Below are 17570 nucleotides of genomic sequence, written 5' to 3'. Positions count from 1 at the left end.
AAACGAGGCCTCTCAAAAATTGAACTTTCTTTGCACAAGAAAAAGCGGACGTCGCCTGACTTCGGTATAAATATTGGCCAGGTAACGGGCCAATATACCTAAGATTACAATGATAATACTTCCGAAAAATGAGACCACCATGGCCGCAAACCAATACCCTGGTATAGGTTCACCTCCGAAATGCGTGGAGACAACATAAAGTGCAAATCCTAGGGTGAGCACCAACATTGTTGAGCCAAAATAGATGAGTATGTTCAGCGGATTATTTGTAAGGCTCAACACAGCATCAATGAAAAGATTAAATCGTTTGATAAAATTGTAATGACTTTTGCCATGGGTGCGGCGTTGATTTTGAACTTCTAAAATAGTTGAGCTAAATCCCATATCGGCCATAACACCTGCAACGGTGCGTGTAATTTCAGTGTAGGAATTATACGTCTCAGCGCACTCGGCCGTCATGATGCGCATCATAAGTTGGTGAGGCAAAATATTGGCGCGAAACCATTTGTTGATGATAAGCCAAAAAATTTTGGAAGTAATTTTTTCAGAGAAAGAATTTCTCACAGTAGAGATAGCGTAAACGATGCCAAAACCCTCTTTGATCTTGCCGTAAAGTTTTGGAATGGCATCGATGGGGTTTTGAAGATCACCATCCATGATCAAAACATAACGACCACGAGCGTAGTGCACACCAGCACTGATGGCAATCTGCTGACCGAAATTTCTAGAGAGCGTAAGAGCTCGTACAAAAGAATGTTTACGGCACTGTTCTTCTATAATGCGTTCAGAATAATCACGACTCTTGTCATTAACCAAGATGATTTCAAAAGAAACACCCATCGCAACGAGTACTTTGGTTGTTTTTTCGACGAGCGGTATAATGAGCTCAGCATCGTCATAGATGCTGGCCACCACTGAAAGTTCAATATCTTTATTGGTCATCACAGAGCTCATGATGACTTAACTAAACACTGAAATCAAGGATTTCACGAAGCTGTATAATATTGGTCTGTGAGCCCATCTCGCTTCTTATTTTCTTTTCGATGATGTCACCAAATGTAAGGCTCATAATAATCAGATTTTTGACCGGTTTTTTCATCAGATCATTGCGGTTTTCTATGGGCCGATCATACCCATCGAAGAATTTATGGTGCCAATGGTCAGTATCATCAAAAATGCGATAATGGATTTCTTTATTCAAAAAAGCCAGATACGGAAAGCTGCGAAGAGGTACATAGAATCCAAGAGAATTGTTCGTGGATTCTAGCGTGCTGATATAGTTGGTGAACTGTTTAATAGCCTGTTGCGCACGGTTATTGAACAATACGAATTTTTCTTGTTGGGGTTTGGGGGTAGACATAGAGGTTTTGTCTGTGTTCCGTCCCAACGCATAAAGTGAGCCCCCATAGAGAGCTTTTTCGATCACAATGACCTCGAATCCGGCTGCCGCTAAAACAGCGTATAGAGATTCTTCATCAAAGTAATTGAGGTGCTGATGCAGAGTCATTGAAAGATCGCCTAAAGAAATACTCTCTGTGCAATCAGGTACAGAAATCAAAACTTGCCCCGATTTTTTCAAATGACTTTTGTGATCTCTCAAAAAAGAAACCGGATCAGGAACATGCTCGAGAACATCAGAGTGAAAAATAAGGTCAAATTTATCATGCAGTTGTTGAGACGGAAAAAAATCATGTATCACTTGGATATTTTTTTTCTTTCCTGCTTTGAGGGCTACAGGGCTGGGATCAAGACCCGTCACTTTATGACCCGTCTGTTTCAGATTTTCTAAAACAGTGCAGCCTCCGCAACCAATCTCTAAAATCTGTGAGGCTTTACCTGGTGTGATGGTGTTTTGATTGATGAATCGGAACAGATCGCTTCCATAGGGTTTTGCCAGAAGATTGGCATCTTGTAGATAACCAATATTTGATTCTGCCTTGTAAATCTGGTTGAGATAACCTTTAAGATTTGGAGTGTATTTTTGCGTGATAAGACCTAACTCTTCTTCATAATCAAATTCAAAAGGCCATTTATCAGCTATGATATTGTCAGTCTTAGGAACTCCATGGACTCTCCAATAAAAGGGCATTGGAGGAATGCTAATTGGATTCATGGATATGTCCTCTTAGTTTTGCTTTTGCGAAAGTATCAATTAGGACGTCTTTCAAAAAGAAAACTCCTTCTTCAGCTAAGGCTCCTATGGGAGTGATGTTGGAGATATTCTGACTGACGATGAAATCTCTAATTATTTTATGGTTAGAAATATTTCCAACTGTTGGCAGTGGAAATCCAGCGGCCTGTATTTCTACAGCAGAAAAAACAAGACGGTGTTTGTCAGTGATGACGCCAAATTTTTTAAGCTCAGAAAGTGCTACCTCTAATGGCTGTGTTTTCAGTGCTTCTTCTTCATTTTGGGGCCACAGTTCAATACAGACACGGTACAGGCCTTTTTCGTCGGCATCAGCGCAATAATTTCCGTAGCGGGTGACTCTGAAAGTTTGAAACCCAGGTTCAAAGCAATAAAAGTAGTAGAGCTCACCCATATTGGGTGGGGTGTCGAAAATAAGGTTTACAAATCTGCCCGGAGGATTTTTATCGATTTTGAGAGCGCGCGTTGGCATCTTAAGCAACATAGCCAAAGGCGGTGTTCCTGCGCCCCAATAAAGATGATCTGCAGAGACCGTTTGGGCCCCACTTTCGCGAGTTACATAATGTACAGATTTTAAAGTTTTACCCTCAACCTGTAGTTCTTTAATATCTGCCGATGTCTGAATTTTGACACCATACTTATTTAATTTTTTTTCTATGGCATTCATGACTCTGAACATGCCAAATTTTTTGGGATACAAGCCGCGCTGATTGTTAGGTCTAAAGTTAGGCAGATTTAATTGATCTGGATAAGCCACGCGAGCTCTTATGGCGTCTGATTTCATCAATTTGAGCATGACCTTTTTGTCAAAAAGGGCAATGCGATTCATAGCCAATAATTGAGTAGCAAATGGAGCAAGTTCGGTGAGATTTCGAGAGTAAAGTTTGCGCAAGATGGGTTCGAAAACCTCATTGGAAACAAGTTTTCCAAATCGCCAACGAAGAGCTTCTTCTGCATTGTCAAAAGACGGCTCGCCCTTCAGTGTCAGTGCTAAGTTATAAAAGAAGCCTCCCGTGTAGCGTAGCCTATTCTTGAGTTTCAGATTTCTGAAGTCTACGTAAGGAGTGTCTTTTTGCAGTTGGTTATTATAGTAAATTCCTGCAATGTCTTTGCGGTTTCCTTCTAAGAAAATCCATTGGTCTTTATCAAGAACGCTGCCAATGACATCGTCGATGGCAGGGATGCATGTTTCGTAAATGATATGCATTCCATGGTCAAAAAAACCATGTTCTCCATAATCAAAACTGCGAAACATTCCACCTAGCTCTGCATTTTTTTCTAGTATTAATATTTTGTTTTGAGGATGGTCTTCGGCTATTTTCAGAGCGAGGAGCAGGGATGGCAACCCCGCACCGGCGATAACGACTTCTTTTTTCTCAGCACGCATCTTTGAAATATGGCATATAAACCTAGGCAGTCCAACTTTTTTATTGCAGCTCTTGAAGCCTAGTGTTATTAGCTCTAGCTGAAAATAATGCAGAAAAAAACAGCTGTTATTCAATCAAATTATCTCCCCTGGAAGGGTTACTTCGACATCATTCATGATGTTGAAGTCTTCGTGTTTTACGATGATGTGCAATTCACAAAAAATGACTGGCGAAACCGTAATAAGATCAAGACAGACAAAGGTGCTAGTTGGCTGACCATACCCGTTGGAAAAGACATCAACCGCCTCATTTGTGAAGTAGAACTGAGCACTCATGAATGGCAATCTCAGCATTGGGGCCTTTTAAATCAGTGGTATTCAAAAGCGCCCTATTTCAATTTATATAAAGAGTTTTTTAAAGATTTCTATCTAGGAAAAAATTGGAAATCTCTTTCAGAGTTAAACCAGTATCTTATTTCTAAGATCTCAAAAGATTTTTTAGGACTTCAAACAAAATTTATAGATTCGAGATTATTCAACCTCAAGGGTGTGAGAGAAGAGCGCTTATTAAAACTTTTAGAGAAAGTCGAAGCTCAGCACTATGTCACTGGCCCGGCGGCCCGTAATTATTTAGAGCCAGCACACTTCGCTCAAAATGGAATGACTTTAGAATTCAAAGACTACTCCTCGTATGTGGAATATCCGCAACTTCATCCGCCATTTGTGCATGAGGTTTCTATTGTTGATCTTCTTTTCAACTGTGGTCCTCAAACGGCTGAGTTTATTTGGGGAAAATCTAGCACCTAGCGAAAATATTTTTTAAAGGTGGCCTGCTTGAAGCGGGTCTGCATATATTCTTTTGTAAAAACCGTAATTGTCGCTTCATAGAGAGGGTAGGCATGATCAAGGTGCACAAAGCGCGATAGATGTTTTTGGCTAAAATCAAAGACATCCTTAGGGTCAAAATAAAACAAAGAATGATTTTCTGTGGTTTTGTAAGTTGTTAAGAAGTTAAAAGCGACTCCTTTTTTTGCATTCGTAAACATGTGCTTGATGAGTTTGTATCCAAAGTTTCTCCACTGAGAACTGTCGGTTCCTGCCGGAAAATGTAAAATCCCATTGCAGACCACGAAATCATATTTTTTATTGGTGTTTAGAGATAAGAAGTCAGCGCATTTCACTTTAAGTTTAGGGAACTTCTGGTGGAAGAGAGCTACTGCTTCAGGAACAATATCTGAACCAGAGTAGCGATGCTTTACCTTTTTTTTATTAAGATATTCGTGAAGGTGACCAAGGCCGCAGCCTACATCGTGAAGGGTGAATCCCCCAGCACTTGTTTCTAAGATTCTTTGCATCATGTGATCAAAGCGAAGGGTTTGAGTTTCTAAGGTTTGAAATAGTGAAGTGGGATGATCGCCATGTGCCAGAAGCTGTTTTTGATATGTTTCGACTTGTGACCTGACTCTTGATTTCGCCATCTTTTGTGAATCCTTATTTTTCCAGTGCTGTTCAAGGGACTATTCTTTACCAGGCTCAGTATAATAGCAAATGAGAAAACCGAATATGAAAGTTAAGTCCATAGGGAAAAAGAAAATACAATCAAAGAACCAAACTCTTCCCATAAATTTATACCAAATAAATAAAATAAATTTGTCATTTCAAAGAGTTAAGTTATAAATTATTTTAATGAAAAAATCTTCAAACGTCTATTGGCGCGCCCTTTTGATAAGTTTTGTTGTTTCGCTTTGCGGGCTTTGGTTTTTCTTTAATTGACTCAATCGAAATTTTGACGCAAAAACAGGTTCATATGAAAAGGTAAGTTTAGGAAAGCTGCCGCTTGATGAAAAGTATGTGGATTTTTCTTTACTCACAGCTGACTCGGCAAAGAGAAATCATAAAACATGGGCTTCTCACAATACCTTTAGAGAAGGTATTGCTATTAAAACATTAGAATATCCTGAAATATTTCAAACATTGTTTCCTGGGTTTCCAGATTCTATGAGAATGGATACTCAATTATGGAAAAAATATTTTTCCAGCTCTTTTAATGCCGGAATCCATAGTTCTCTTTTAGAAAATCGTGTCGATAGTTTATGGCAAGCCTATCTTTCTTGGACGGGCTGCTTTGATATCTACGGCAAACACGGTGCTGACGTTCTTGTTTTTGGGCATTTAACCTATACGGGTGCTTAAAAAGTGACAAAGATTATTGCCTCTTGGATTAACAAAACATTGGATCAGAAAAAACCATGATTTATTCGAATCCAGAATTTTTCATTTTATTTTCAATTTGTTTTGTTCTTTTTTATTTTCTGCCAAACTATAAATTTAGATTTTATATTCTTTTATCAGCAAGTTTAATTTTTTACTCTTGGGCGGGTTTTTAGACACCCTTATTTTTCTATCTGTCATTGCAGTATCATGGCTATCTACTTGGCTAGCACATCATTTTCCAGAGTATAAAAAACCATTTCTTGGCATGGGCATTTCTGTAATGGCCCTTCATTTGTTTTTTTGGAAATACGCCCCCCGGCTCTCTGGTGAAGTGATTAAAATTTATCCAGATTTTCTTGGTGGTAATAAATTAATATTACCCCTGCCTGTGGGGATCAGCTTTTTTACTCTTCAAGGAATTGCGTATCTTATCGACTTTGCAAGAGGTGCGGCTAGTTTCATTCCTTTTAAAGAATATACTCTGTTTAAAAGTTTTTTTGCACAATTGGTGGCGGGGCCCATTGTCAGAGTTCATGAACTTTTACCTCAATTAAGAAAACTGCGAACTCCAAGTCTTGACGATATCTCAATAGGACTTTCTTTTTTCTGCATGGGCTTTTTTAAAAAAATCATGATCGCTGATCGCTGCGCCCCTTTAGTGAATCAGGCTTTTGCAAACCCAGGTGCCTTTAGTCGACAAAATCTTATTATCGCTGTTTTGGGCTACGCTGCACAAATATGGGCTGATTTTAGCGGATACACAGATATGGGGCGGGGAGTAGCTCGTATTTTAGGCATTCATCTGCCTGAGAACTTTCTCTCACCTTACTTGGAAAAATCATCATCAGAATTTTGGACCAGATGGCATATTACCTTAAGCCAATGGATCCGTGATTATATCTACATCCCCATGGGTGGAAACCGCGGCAGTCGTTTTCATTCAAGCCTAACCTTGCTTGCAGCCATGGCCATCTCTGGAGTGTGGCACGGCGCTAATTGGACATTTTTAATCTGGGGTTTGTACCATGGCTTGTTATTAATCGGACAAAGAGCCATCCGCTGGTCAGGTCTTCAATCATTTATTAATCAGAGTTTTTTATGGATACCGTCAAACAAATCGCACTCTATTTTGATTTTAAAAATATTTCTTCTTAGAAAAGCCTGTGCATTACTTTGCCGAAATAATATTAAATGCTCAAAATAATGTACCAAGAATAATTGCTGGGACTGTGCTGGGATTCACGTTATCATCGGTTTTAATCTTATCCATGATTGGACAGTTTTCAGATTCAACCGATGCTTTTATTTATTTTCAATTTTAAATTAAGCAGCTCTCTTTTTTAGTTCTTTTCCAGCCAATAAAACAAGTCCTAAAAACCAAACTACCAATGTAAGTTGTGAAAGTATTCTGAGTATTTGCCAAAGTGAATTCGGCATAAATTCGTATTTGATTTCGTATTCACCCTTGGGAAGTTTGAGGGCGAAAAAACGGGTCACGCTAAGTTTAATTTCTTTGAAGCTATAAAGATCTTCATCTTTGACAAGTTGATTATTAATAAAAAGTTTGTTCCATGGAAAAATATGAACATTTGTCTGAATGAAACTTTCTTCTGCGAGTGAAAAAGTTTTTTTATCTGTTTTACCAAAGTTAGATCCTGTAAGCACCGGGATGGGTGTTAAGACCACATTGTCTGCAGTCGTTTGAACATGGTGTTTGTAGAGTGAGGGGGTGGTATAGTTCCAAATATCTACGGGCCCACCTTTACTCATATCAAGTATGGTATCTTTTGGTCCGTTTAAAAAAGCGCCAGGGAAAATATTGTATACAGCACTTAAATTTGCTCGAGGCAGTTTTGTTCCTAAACTGAGAGCGCTAAAACACAAGCAAATAATTACGGCGATTTTATATTTCTTTGATTTTAGTTCTTCTTGGATAGCCGCAAAACTTAAAAGCCCGGCAAGTGTCATCAATAATGCCATATTGCTGTAATTCACAAGACGACAAGCGTACTGGGCTACGCGAAAAATCATGGGCAAAAAACTCCAAGGGGTAAATGAAAGAGACGCCCAAAGAAAAAAAGAAAAGATAACAAATGAACTTATTCCAAAACCTAGGTTTGAGTTAAATTTAATTCTCTTTTTTCGTTTAAAGATTAAAATCAGTAAAAAAACTACTCCTATAAAAAGAGCTAAATTTATTTGCGCATCAAGATAGGGCGCTGTCACATGGTCTGCGATCACTTGCTCGTGGCTACTGCCAGCAGTTCGTGGGTCATGGGCAATGGGAAAAAACCGAGTAGAAAGCCTATCAACATTTTCAGAAAAAAATCCGATTTGAAGTGTGCTGGTGACATCTAGATGTTTGTTAAATTTATGATTGGTATAAATCAAAAAAGACAAAGACATGGCTATAAGTAGGGCCACTGAAACACCGTGTTTAAGCATTTCTTTTCGATTTTTTGAAACCATTAAAAGCCCGGGAGCTATTAAAAGAATAAAAACACTTCCGTATAGCCCCACGAGTGGGTGAGACCCTGCTGCTATGGCAAATAAAAAACCAGCGCAATAGAGAGAAAGAAGTCTTAGTCTTCGTTGTGAATGAAAAGCCGTGGTTAAAAGACAGGCTAAAGTACAATGCATAATCACAGCTGAGCTAAATTCTACAACAGCTGATCGATTATAAAGAGTTGTCATAGGAAATATGGCCCAGGTGACCATTGTGCTAACTGCCCAACCGATATATTTTTGTTTGCTGATAAGAGAGAAAGCATTTTTGACTAAGAAAAATTGAAGGAACATTAAAAAAATAGCAAAGACTCGGTAAGCGATATTGGTTCCGACAAACGCACTTGGAATGGCCACGATCCAGCTTAAAAAAGTTGAGTAAAAAAACGAGGTGGTATCACCCACCTGTTGATACGTATTAAAAACTTCAGGAAAACTTAAATGGTGTTTAAAAAATTCTCCTGTATACGCGATAAACCAATTAACGATGTTCCAATCTACATAGTAAGAATACTTCAAGCGTAAAATAGGAAGCATGGGCAAAAGACAAATTGCAAAAGCCAAGGAAATCTCTTTGACAAAGAACTTCTTAAAGAGTTTTTTCACATTCAAAGCTGGCAAGTTCGTAGCCCTTTCTTAGTTTACTCTTATAAAGAGAGGTTTTTTTGCATTGGGCGTCTAGTCGAACGGCTTGCGGCAAAACACACATAGATCCATCAAAAAAAACAGGCCCAGCAGTGGGTAATGTATTTTCATTTAAAAAACGCACTTCTAATTTTGTTTTTGCTAAATCTTTTAAATAATATTCCATAGCACCACGCCCTTCCCAGCAGGGTACCCAAATGAGCTTCACACCTTGCTGTTCAAGGGTGGGAGCAAGTGTCACGATGTTCTTGATATCGCGAAGGCGAGTGAACATTCCATAAGAGCGGTAGCTGGTTACAGTGATAGCTAAAACTCCTAATGCACTTGCCCAGTATTTTTTCTTGGGGAACACAAGTATGGCCACTTGTAGAGAAAGTGCAGCAAGTGTTGGTGCAATGACAGATTGCAAGTAGGCGCCGATATGCCATGGCAAAAAAACCACAATGAAACTTAATACGCCGGTCCATGGAATCCACTGGCTGATTTTTTTGAATCGAATTAAAATAAAAAAACTTAACGAGAGTATGGCCAAAAAGAAAATACCATGGAGGCTTTTTAAGTTATGGAGAATATTTTGCGGTGAATACCGAGCCGTGTAAGATCCTTTTGAAGCCACCCAAGCCAAGAACAGAACTCCTGAGCAACTTGCCAAAATATAAACACCTAATAACAGTTTGTCCTTTTTGATTTTAAATTGACTCGCACTTAAGAGTGTTAAAAACCCCATGGGAATATAAATGCAAAATGAGGCTTTACTAAAAAAGCCTAAAGCAGCAAAAACAATAATTCCTGTGAGGTTTTTTTTATGACATGCCCACAGAAGACTTGCTCCCCAGAGCATGACCATTTTTTCTTGAAGACTGGGGTGCTGAAATAAATCAAAAGTGTAGGGGAAGGCTGCCATAAAAAGCAGTAGAAGCCATTTGTCGATTTTAAGAATCAGTGAGAACACATGTGCGTTGAGATACAAAATGCCCATGACAAAAACGGCGTTTAAAAGAAAAAATACAGTGGGCCCAAAACTCGCCCCAAGACCGTACAGAAAATAAACCATAGACGGATACGTTAGCCTGAACATTCCCCACTGAAGATCGAGTTTTAAATAATCAAGGGTGGCAGCTAGAAGACCTTGCTTTTGAATTTTGGGTAAAAGTTGAGAGAGATTACTTGCATCATCCATGAGCCCAAAAAAGGGCTGACTGAAGATGATTTGAAGTAAAACACCACTAGCCAAGATAAGTACAAGGTGTCGCCAAGTTGGTTTGGCCATGGGGAATCCTGTTTGTTAAGGTAAATTAAAGACTAAAGCCGGCCTTTGTTGCATCGTCGTAGAACATTTTTACTGTGTCTAGAGAATACTCGGTGAGATCTTTTCCGCGAAGAGAAAGTTTTTTAATCAGATCATCAGTCATGGTGATGATGTGACATCCGCACTCTTCAGCTTGATAGGCGTTGAGCACTTCACGAGGTGAGGCCCATAAAACTTTTGCACCTTTCAAGGGGGCAAACATTTTTACAGTTTCTTGCATCACAGGAATTGGATCAACTCCTGCGTCAGCAATACGTCCAGCAAATACAGAGACGATAACATCATCTTGAGGCTTCATAACTTCTTTTAGGCCGATTAGTTGTTCGCGAGTAAAGATCGCTGTGACATTAAGTTTAATTCCTTCAGCTAAGAGATCTTTAATCAGTGCTAGTGAAGGTTGTTTTTTTGTATTGGTGATTGGGATCTTAACGTTAACGTTTGAACCCCATGAATTGATTTTTAGAGCTTGTTTTTTCATTTCATTAAAATCATCTGAGAAAACTTCAAAGGAAATTGGGAGATCTTTAATATCTTTTAAAACATCACGAGCAAAGGCTTCATAGTCTTTGATTCCGACTTTTGCCATCAATGTTGGGTTAGTAGTAAATCCTTTGACAAAGCCTTCTTTGTTACGCTTGATCATTTCTTCTTTATTGGCACCATCGGCGTACACATGAATTTTGAGTTTTTGCTGAGTCATAGAATCTCCCTTGTGTTTTTCGAATCCATTATTTTTATTATGGTTCGGGGTGAGAAGTCCACGTTTTTGAGCCAAAATTACGATGGCATCATTGAAATTGCGCAATGAGAAAAGGCGATATATCAATCCAAGGCAAATTGCCAATGGGCGTAATAATGTCGGGATTCCCCAAAAGCGCGTCCAGAGCCCTCTTACTGGGCATTCAGACATAAAACTTTTGTGTAAGATCATAAACCTGGGTTCTAAAGCCCTTTCAAGTGATTCTAAATCGTAATAGAAAAAATGGGGTGGTGGGTAATTGATTTGAAAAAGGCGAGATAAAATCAGATTGCTTAATGGCGGTAGAAAACCTCTTAAGGCTTTCCCCAAACGATAAAAAGTTGAATTTTTATTGGGCACTTTTAAAAGTAAAAGTCCTTGGTTTTCGATGAGTTTTGTCAGATGGGTTAAACCCTCTTCAGGGTTTGAAAAATGCTCAAACACATCTAAAAGTGAAACCAAAGAATAATTTTGTGGAATTTTATTATTATTTGAAATTTCATGAAGTGAGATTTTTTTAAGCTTAGCAGTTTCTTCTTTTAGTGCGGGCTCAACGCCGAAGGATTTAAAATCATTACTTAGATTTTTTTCTAAAAAATCAACAAAGCTTCCATTTCCACAACCTACATCAAGTGTTGTTTTTGTAGATAACTGACCTAAATAAGGGTTGAGAATTTTAATTAATTGCTCAAATTGAATCTCTCTTGTTTTTGCCAGTGGATTTTTACTTTGAGCATAAAACTCTGAATAAAATTTTTCAGCATTTTTAAGAGCTTCGTTCATATCGTAATCAATAAGCCTGTCGGGCGCATTCTTTCCTTGAAAGGAAACGCGCGCTGCGACTTTATTATTGACGATAAGATTCATTTCTTTTTGCATTAAAATGTTCCGGAAATTATTTTTTGGCCGGCTTCTAATAGAGATTGAACTTTGATATACGGCTGTGCGGGCTTTTTTTCTTTATAATCATATTCAAGAAAAAAACATGTACACCCAGCGGTTTGACCAGCTTCAACATCTCGCCAACGATCGCCGATCATAAATGACTTTTTAAGATCGATATTAAACTCTTTTGATGCTTCAAAAATCATTCCTGCTTTTGGTTTTCGGCATTCGCAATTATCTGAATCAACATGAAAACAAACTTTGATGGCATCAAGAGGGAGCCATTTTTTTAAAAGACCATGCATGGCTTCAATGACTTCCATTTTTTGTTTTCCTTGACTGACATCGGGCTGATTGGTGGTGACGATGATTTTATATCCAGCTTTTTTTAGCGCCATCACGGCTTCGCTCACGCCGGGTAAAAGTTTAAACTCCGCCACCGTTTGTGGTGGATAGGGTTTACCACCTCGAATGACACCTTCGTTGATCACCCCATCACGGTCAAGAAATACAGCTTTATTGGGTTTTAAATTCATCAACAATCCGTTTACTTGTTCAGGTTTTTTAAAATAGTCCAGTGTCGTAGCTCTATTCGGCTTGGAGCCGTCATGCTTGTATCATAAGGGGTGCACCAACGGCTAGCTAGGAGCATCTCATAGGGGGCTTGAGTATTTGCTGGTAGCGAGCCCGTAGGCATCCATTTTATTTCAGGTAAATTTGTACACTGACCACTCAACGCTAAGTAGTTGGCTAATTGTACGGCCCCTTCTTGGCAATTGGTGAAAATTTTTAAATCAGGGGTTTGTTTGTAATCGCTACAAGCAATTTCTGCTGTTGTTTTAGCATTGGCAAAGAAAGTCCAAAGATTAAATGACCCGTTGATGGTGATTAATAGTCCAAAAAGACATGAGGCTAAAGTGAGTCCGATTTGTATTTTTTCTTGAGGATTTGTAGCGGGTTGCCAAAGGCCTGCAAGAATTAAGGCCCAACCAAAAGGTATAAACATATGAAGATAAGACCAAGAATCATATTCACCCCAACCACTTAAGAAAATACTAAATACTAAAACGATAATTGAACCCAAACCTACTGGTGCAAAGGATTCTTTTGAAATCCATTGTTTTCGTTGATAAACATCATGACCCACTAAAAGTAAAAAAGGGCCGTAGCATTTCAGTGGCGGTAAAATAAGTGCTTTAAGGATTCCTTTGAAGGTGAATTGAGCAAATTTTCCTGCAGTATAAACCTGGGGAAGAGATTTCACGTAACCCACAAACGCCAATGGAATTAAAGTAAAAGCAATCAAGATGGGCCAGTTGAAAGTTTTTTTACGTTTATAATCTAAATATTCTAAAAATAAAAATGTCGGAGCCGCAGCAAAAAAACTTTCTTTAGAGAGAAAAGAGCATGTGAAAAATAAAAGTGCTGGCCATTTTTTTTCTCGACGATAGAGAGCTAAGGCTATGCATAAAAAGGTTATGGCCAAAGGCTCAGCACAAGCTGTATAGGCGATCCAGTCTTTCATGGTGAATGCTGTAAGAAGCATGGTCAGAGCTAAAAGAATTTGAATGCGTGATAATTTTAGATTTTTTAAAAAATCTGTGAATGCAGTTAATGCGATTATTCCTAGGCCTAAATTTATTAAATTAAAAAGTGCTGGCTTAATTGGAAGATAAAGATAGCGCAAAACCACTGATGACCACCAGAGCACCATAAAGCGCCCTTCGTTCATTCCATTTGAGACGATATGCTGGATCTCGTCCCAAAGACTTTTTACATCGGGGCGGGTGTAGAATTTTATAACGCCATAGTCGTTATTGAGAGTCCAACTTTGGGGTAAAAACAGGAAAAAAAACACATAGATGAAAAGAGCTGCAAGGCAGCTGGCACCTAGGATCCATTGAAGGCTTGCTTCTTTGTTTTTCATTGCTTCTCCATGAGGGGATGATTTAAGCATAACCTATGCCTGTTTTGCAAAACCCTATCTTACCGCCATTGATCATTCCTGCCTATCAACCAGATCCTTCATTGGTTTTATTGGTAGAGGAGCTTATTAGTTTAGGGTTTTCCTCCATCGTAGTTGTGAATGATGGTTCACGCCCTGAAAAAACCGCCGTTTTAGACAAGCTTTCTCAAAAAAATGAAGTGACCCTGCTTCACCATGCAGTGAACCTTGGTAAAGGAGCAGCGCTTAAGACGGCTTTTAACCATATTTTGGTAAATCAACCAAACGTCAAAGGTGTTGTCACTGTGGATGCCGATGGGCAGCACCGTCCTGGGGATGTGCTCAAAGTAGCCCAAGAGCTTTTGCAAAGTGCAAATTCATTGATTTTGGGTTCTCGTGCATTTCAAGGTGAAGTACCTCTGCGCAGTCGCTTTGGCAATTTGATGACAAGAAACATCTTTCGTTTGCTTATAGGTAAAAAATTGGTTGATACACAAACAGGTTTAAGAGGCATCCCCACGGCTTTTTTGAGCACTCTTTTACCAATAAAAAGCACGCGCTATGAATTTGAACTCGATATGCTCATCACGGCTGTTCGAAGTGGTTACTCGTTAAATGAAGTGGCCATTGCCACTGTTTACGAGAATAACAATCAAAGTTCACATTTTAATCCGTTTTTAGATTCGTTTCGTATTTATTTTATTTTTCTTCGATTCATCTCGCTCTCTTTAGTGACTTACATGACTGACCTGATTATTTTTTCTATCGTCTATTATTTTTCAGGTCAGGTCTTTAACAGCGTTCTTTTCGGACGTTTAGGTGGAGCCGTTGTCAATGTCACGGGATCTAAGATTTTTGTTTTTAAATCAGATAAAAAAATGGGCAAAGTATTGGTGCAGTACGCAACACTTTGGCTAAGTCTTCTTGGAATTTCATACGCGCTCATGATCTTGTTTGTTGAGCAGTGGCATTTTAATGTTTATTTTTCTCGAGTGGCGGTGGATTCCACACTTTTCTTATTCAATTTTGTGATTCAGCGTGATTTGATCTTTAGACCACCCGAGGTTGAGAGGTCATGAAAAAACAAAAGAGAATTTTGTTATTTGAACTCAATGAGTACAATAAAGATCTTCTCACAGAAGCATCAAAGGCCCTTTCGTTAAAAAACATCCAAAAAGTTTTAACTTATCCCCAATCCACAACGCGAACTTCTGATACTTACGACAGTAATTTCTTAGAGCCTTGGGTACAGTGGGTTTCAGTACACACGGGCACACCTTCTAGTGAACATCAGATTAAACATCTAGGTGATGTACCTCATTTAGGAGCTCCGCAGATTTGGGAGGTTTTATCTCAAAAAGGGGTGACCAGTGGTGTTTGGGGCGCCATGAATGCCAGTCGCAATAACGCAGCTCATTGTCAGTTTTTTTTACCAGACCCCTGGACTTTTTCTGAACCCGGGTATCCTTCGGAGCTTAATAAACTTTTAGATTTTCCACGGTATTTAGCGAAAAACTATCTTGATATTTCAAAAACTAAATCGACTTCAAAACTTTTTAAATTCTTAAGTGTATTTTTCTCATCAAAAGTGACGTTGGCTTTTTTAACTGAATTGCCTAAGGCCATTAAGAACCTTATTAAATATAAAGGTGAGCATTTCGTCGCTATTTCATTTACCGATTATATTTTGACTTTGGTATTTTTAGAGTACAGAAGGCGTTATAATCCACAATTCACAATTCTATTTTTAAACAGTATTGCTCATGTGCAACATCATCATTGGCATGGGGAAGATTATAAAAACAATGAGCGTCTTGTTTTTTGCTTAGAGTATATCGATAGAATTTTAGGTCATGTTCTTAAAGAACTTGATGAAGATGATGTATTTATAATGCTCAATGGGCTTTCGCAGATGAATACCAATAAAGAAAAGCCATGGATTTTGTACCGCCAATTTGACCAAGGTAGATTTTTAGAAACTGCAGGCGTGGAGGTTTTGCGTGTTGAACCTCACATGACTTACGACGCTCATGTGTTTTTTCAAGCAAAAGAACATTGCCTCAAGGCCCAAGAGATTTTAAAAAATGCTAAGATCAACGGGCAAGCTTTGTTTTTAGTTGAAAGCTATGATGCTGACCCGTTGAAACTTTTTTATCGCATTAACTTTTTTGATAAAGTAGCGGGTGATGCAGTTCTTGAAATTAATGGTCAGAAATTTAAGTTCTTTGAACTTTTTCAAAGTATTGTTACTCGAACGGGCAAACATATTCCCGTGGGCACAATCTATAGCAATGCTCCCGATCTTCCAAAAAACATGTACAATCATGAGTTGTATAAATATATAGTGGACTTCTATGACCAACAACAAAGATCTCAACCCGCCAAAAATAACGCCATCAACCGACACGCAAATCCTTAAGCGCCTTTTTATTTGGGCGACACTGTTTAGCGTCATCGCTTGGGGTGCTTATATTTATCGTGGCGATTATTTTCATAAACAAAACGATCAGTTTTATTATTTGTCCGTCGCTGATTCTTTGCGCACTGTGGGTGAGCTCAGAGTTTTGATCGACTTACCCAGCTCCATACCAGGGACTGCCACAAGTGGTGCAGCTCTTTTGATGTTGCCCATAGCCAATTTACCAATGGAGAAAGTCTTTATTCTGATTTCTCTGTTTTACCTGGTTTTACATCTGACAACGGTGTTCCCACTTTTTAAATTACTCAGGTATTTTGGGTTAGATGGGTGCCTGACTTTTCAAGTTCTCTCGGTGTATTTTCTCTCTTTTACAGTGACCATGTTTAAACTTTGGCCCATCAATGAAGGGCCATCGATGTTTTTAGTCAGTTGGTTTTTATATTTTGTATTTGTCAGGCCAAAATCATTTTTCTATTTGTTTATGGCAATGCTTGCGCCTTTCTTTCGGGCCCATATCTTTGTTTTTGAAATCTCTTTGATGATCTATGGAATGTTCGGATCTCAAAAAGCAGTTTTTAAAAAGGGGCTAGTTTCACTAGGTGTGAGTCTTGGAGTGATGGCGGTTTTTAGATCTTATTTTCCTTTTGAAACCAGAGGCATTGGCCAGCATCTTGTAGATGAAAACCCGACCAGCAGTTTAAGTGCAAGTGTCAGTAAGGCTTTCACTCATATGTTTATTCCTGAAACGGTGACTAAAACTATATTTGGAGCAAATCTAGAGTTGGGCGCTGAACTTATCGGGGCTTTTCTTCTTTTATTTGCCTGTATTAGTTTTATTAAAAATTTGAAATCTCAAGAAAATCGTGATGCTCAAATATTTTCTAGTGCTGTATTTGTGGTTTCATTAATTTCACTTTGTTTGTCACTCACCATCATTGCACGGTTTATAGCTCCTGTGTATTTGTGGATGGTCTTGGGTTTACTCACATTCACATTGCGCGTAAAACCCAATTTCGGCTTAGCGCTTCATCAAGCATTATTGCTTGGAAACGTTATAATTTTAGGCGCATTTCTTTTTACTAAAAGTACGGATCCAGATTTTAAAGCACTAGAAACAGTGCGTCGATTAGCACCAAGTGCTCAGCAAGGATACTCTGTGGTTTACTTTGACGAGAGTATTCCATTGAATAATCGTCAGCTCTACGGGTTTTTCAGAAAGCCCGCTGTACCTTTGGCAAAAAGTAAATTTGTAGGAAGTTTTGCTGTTTTATTATCTGTAGAAAATCTAGAGCTTAAGAAAAATCTTGAAAAGCTAAGTAAGTGTCAAAAGCAATGGTTTAAAGAAGACAATATAGTACTCGCCAATGTTCAATGCCCACTGCAAATTTTTTGAT

At 38.6% G+C, this 17570-nt stretch carries 15 protein-coding genes; 6 read left to right on the top strand and 9 right to left on the bottom strand.

Annotated features, from left to right (window positions below; translation table 11 throughout):
• Positions 1-12: 12 nt before the first annotated feature.
• From SGI74_09295 to SGI74_09285, 3 genes are read right to left on the bottom strand one after another with little or no spacing between them, the layout of a single operon-like run.
• Complete coding sequence (locus tag SGI74_09295) at positions 13-942, bottom strand: glycosyltransferase family 2 protein (protein MDZ4677690.1); 930 nt, start codon at positions 940-942, stop codon at positions 13-15.
• Between the two features lie 22 nt (positions 943-964).
• Complete coding sequence (locus SGI74_09290) at positions 965-2113, bottom strand: class I SAM-dependent methyltransferase (GenBank protein ID MDZ4677689.1); 1149 nt, start codon at positions 2111-2113, stop codon at positions 965-967.
• A complete protein-coding gene (locus SGI74_09285; protein ID MDZ4677688.1) occupies positions 2100-3536 on the bottom strand; it encodes an NAD(P)-binding protein in 1437 nt (478 codons plus the stop codon). Before SGI74_09285 ends, SGI74_09290 begins: the two co-directional genes overlap by 14 nt.
• Before the next feature lie 87 nt (positions 3537-3623).
• Between SGI74_09285 and SGI74_09280 the strand changes: the two genes are divergently transcribed.
• On the top strand, positions 3624-4322 hold the full coding sequence (locus SGI74_09280) for a WbqC family protein (GenBank protein ID MDZ4677687.1): 699 nt from the start codon (positions 3624-3626) through the stop codon (positions 4320-4322).
• Here the strand turns inward: SGI74_09280 and SGI74_09275 are convergent.
• Positions 4319-4993: a class I SAM-dependent methyltransferase gene (locus SGI74_09275; protein MDZ4677686.1), complete on the bottom strand. Its 675-nt coding sequence runs from the start codon at positions 4991-4993 to the stop codon at positions 4319-4321. The genes SGI74_09280 and SGI74_09275 overlap by 4 nt on opposite strands.
• Positions 4994-5366: 373 nt before the next feature.
• Between SGI74_09275 and SGI74_09270 the strand changes: the two genes are divergently transcribed.
• Both SGI74_09270 and SGI74_09265 read left to right on the top strand, forming a co-directional pair.
• Entirely contained in the window at positions 5367-5708 is a 342-nt protein-coding gene (locus SGI74_09270; GenBank protein ID MDZ4677685.1) for a hypothetical protein, read from the top strand.
• 178 nt (positions 5709-5886) lie between these two features.
• Complete coding sequence (locus SGI74_09265) at positions 5887-6933, top strand: MBOAT family O-acyltransferase (GenBank protein ID MDZ4677684.1); 1047 nt, start codon at positions 5887-5889, stop codon at positions 6931-6933.
• Between the two features lie 119 nt (positions 6934-7052).
• Here SGI74_09265 and SGI74_09260 read toward each other — a convergent pair whose 3' ends face one another.
• The 5 genes from SGI74_09260 to SGI74_09240 are packed head-to-tail and all read right to left on the bottom strand — an operon-like array spanning position 7053 to position 13739.
• On the bottom strand, positions 7053-8798 hold the full coding sequence (locus tag SGI74_09260; protein ID MDZ4677683.1) for a hypothetical protein: 1746 nt from the start codon (positions 8796-8798) through the stop codon (positions 7053-7055).
• A gap of 25 nt (positions 8799-8823) precedes the next feature.
• Positions 8824-10149, bottom strand: coding sequence for a hypothetical protein (locus SGI74_09255; GenBank protein ID MDZ4677682.1), 1326 nt, complete (start codon positions 10147-10149; stop codon positions 8824-8826).
• Positions 10150-10174: 25 nt separating this feature from the next.
• Positions 10175-11806 (bottom strand): transaldolase, encoded by a 1632-nt coding sequence (locus SGI74_09250; protein MDZ4677681.1) that lies wholly within the window; start codon positions 11804-11806, stop codon positions 10175-10177.
• Complete coding sequence (locus SGI74_09245; GenBank protein ID MDZ4677680.1) at positions 11806-12348, bottom strand: HAD family hydrolase; 543 nt, start codon at positions 12346-12348, stop codon at positions 11806-11808. The genes SGI74_09250 and SGI74_09245 overlap by 1 nt, the downstream gene beginning before the upstream one ends.
• A gap of 11 nt (positions 12349-12359) precedes the next feature.
• Positions 12360-13739, bottom strand: a complete 1380-nt coding sequence (locus SGI74_09240) for a hypothetical protein (GenBank protein MDZ4677679.1) — start codon at positions 13737-13739, stop codon at positions 12360-12362.
• 35 nt (positions 13740-13774) lie between these two features.
• On the opposite strand from SGI74_09240, the gene SGI74_09235 reads away from it, so the two are divergent.
• The 3 genes from SGI74_09235 to SGI74_09225 are packed head-to-tail and all read left to right on the top strand — an operon-like array spanning position 13775 to position 17569.
• The gene (locus SGI74_09235) at positions 13775-14836 is read left to right on the top strand and encodes a glycosyltransferase (protein MDZ4677678.1); all 1062 of its coding nucleotides are present in this window, start codon (positions 13775-13777) and stop codon (positions 14834-14836) included.
• Entirely contained in the window at positions 14833-16176 is a 1344-nt protein-coding gene (locus SGI74_09230) for an alkaline phosphatase family protein (protein MDZ4677677.1), read from the top strand. Before SGI74_09235 ends, SGI74_09230 begins: the two co-directional genes overlap by 4 nt.
• Positions 16112-17569, top strand: coding sequence for a hypothetical protein (locus tag SGI74_09225; protein MDZ4677676.1), 1458 nt, complete (start codon positions 16112-16114; stop codon positions 17567-17569). Before SGI74_09230 ends, SGI74_09225 begins: the two co-directional genes overlap by 65 nt.
• Position 17570: the final 1 nt, after the last annotated feature.

The sequence above is a fragment of the Oligoflexia bacterium genome (assembly GCA_034439615.1).
Lineage (GTDB): Bacteria > Bdellovibrionota > Bdellovibrionia > JABDDW01 > JABDDW01 > JAWXAT01.
The sequence above is the reverse complement of the archived record's forward strand: the minus strand, read 5'-3'. Positions and strand labels throughout refer to the sequence as shown.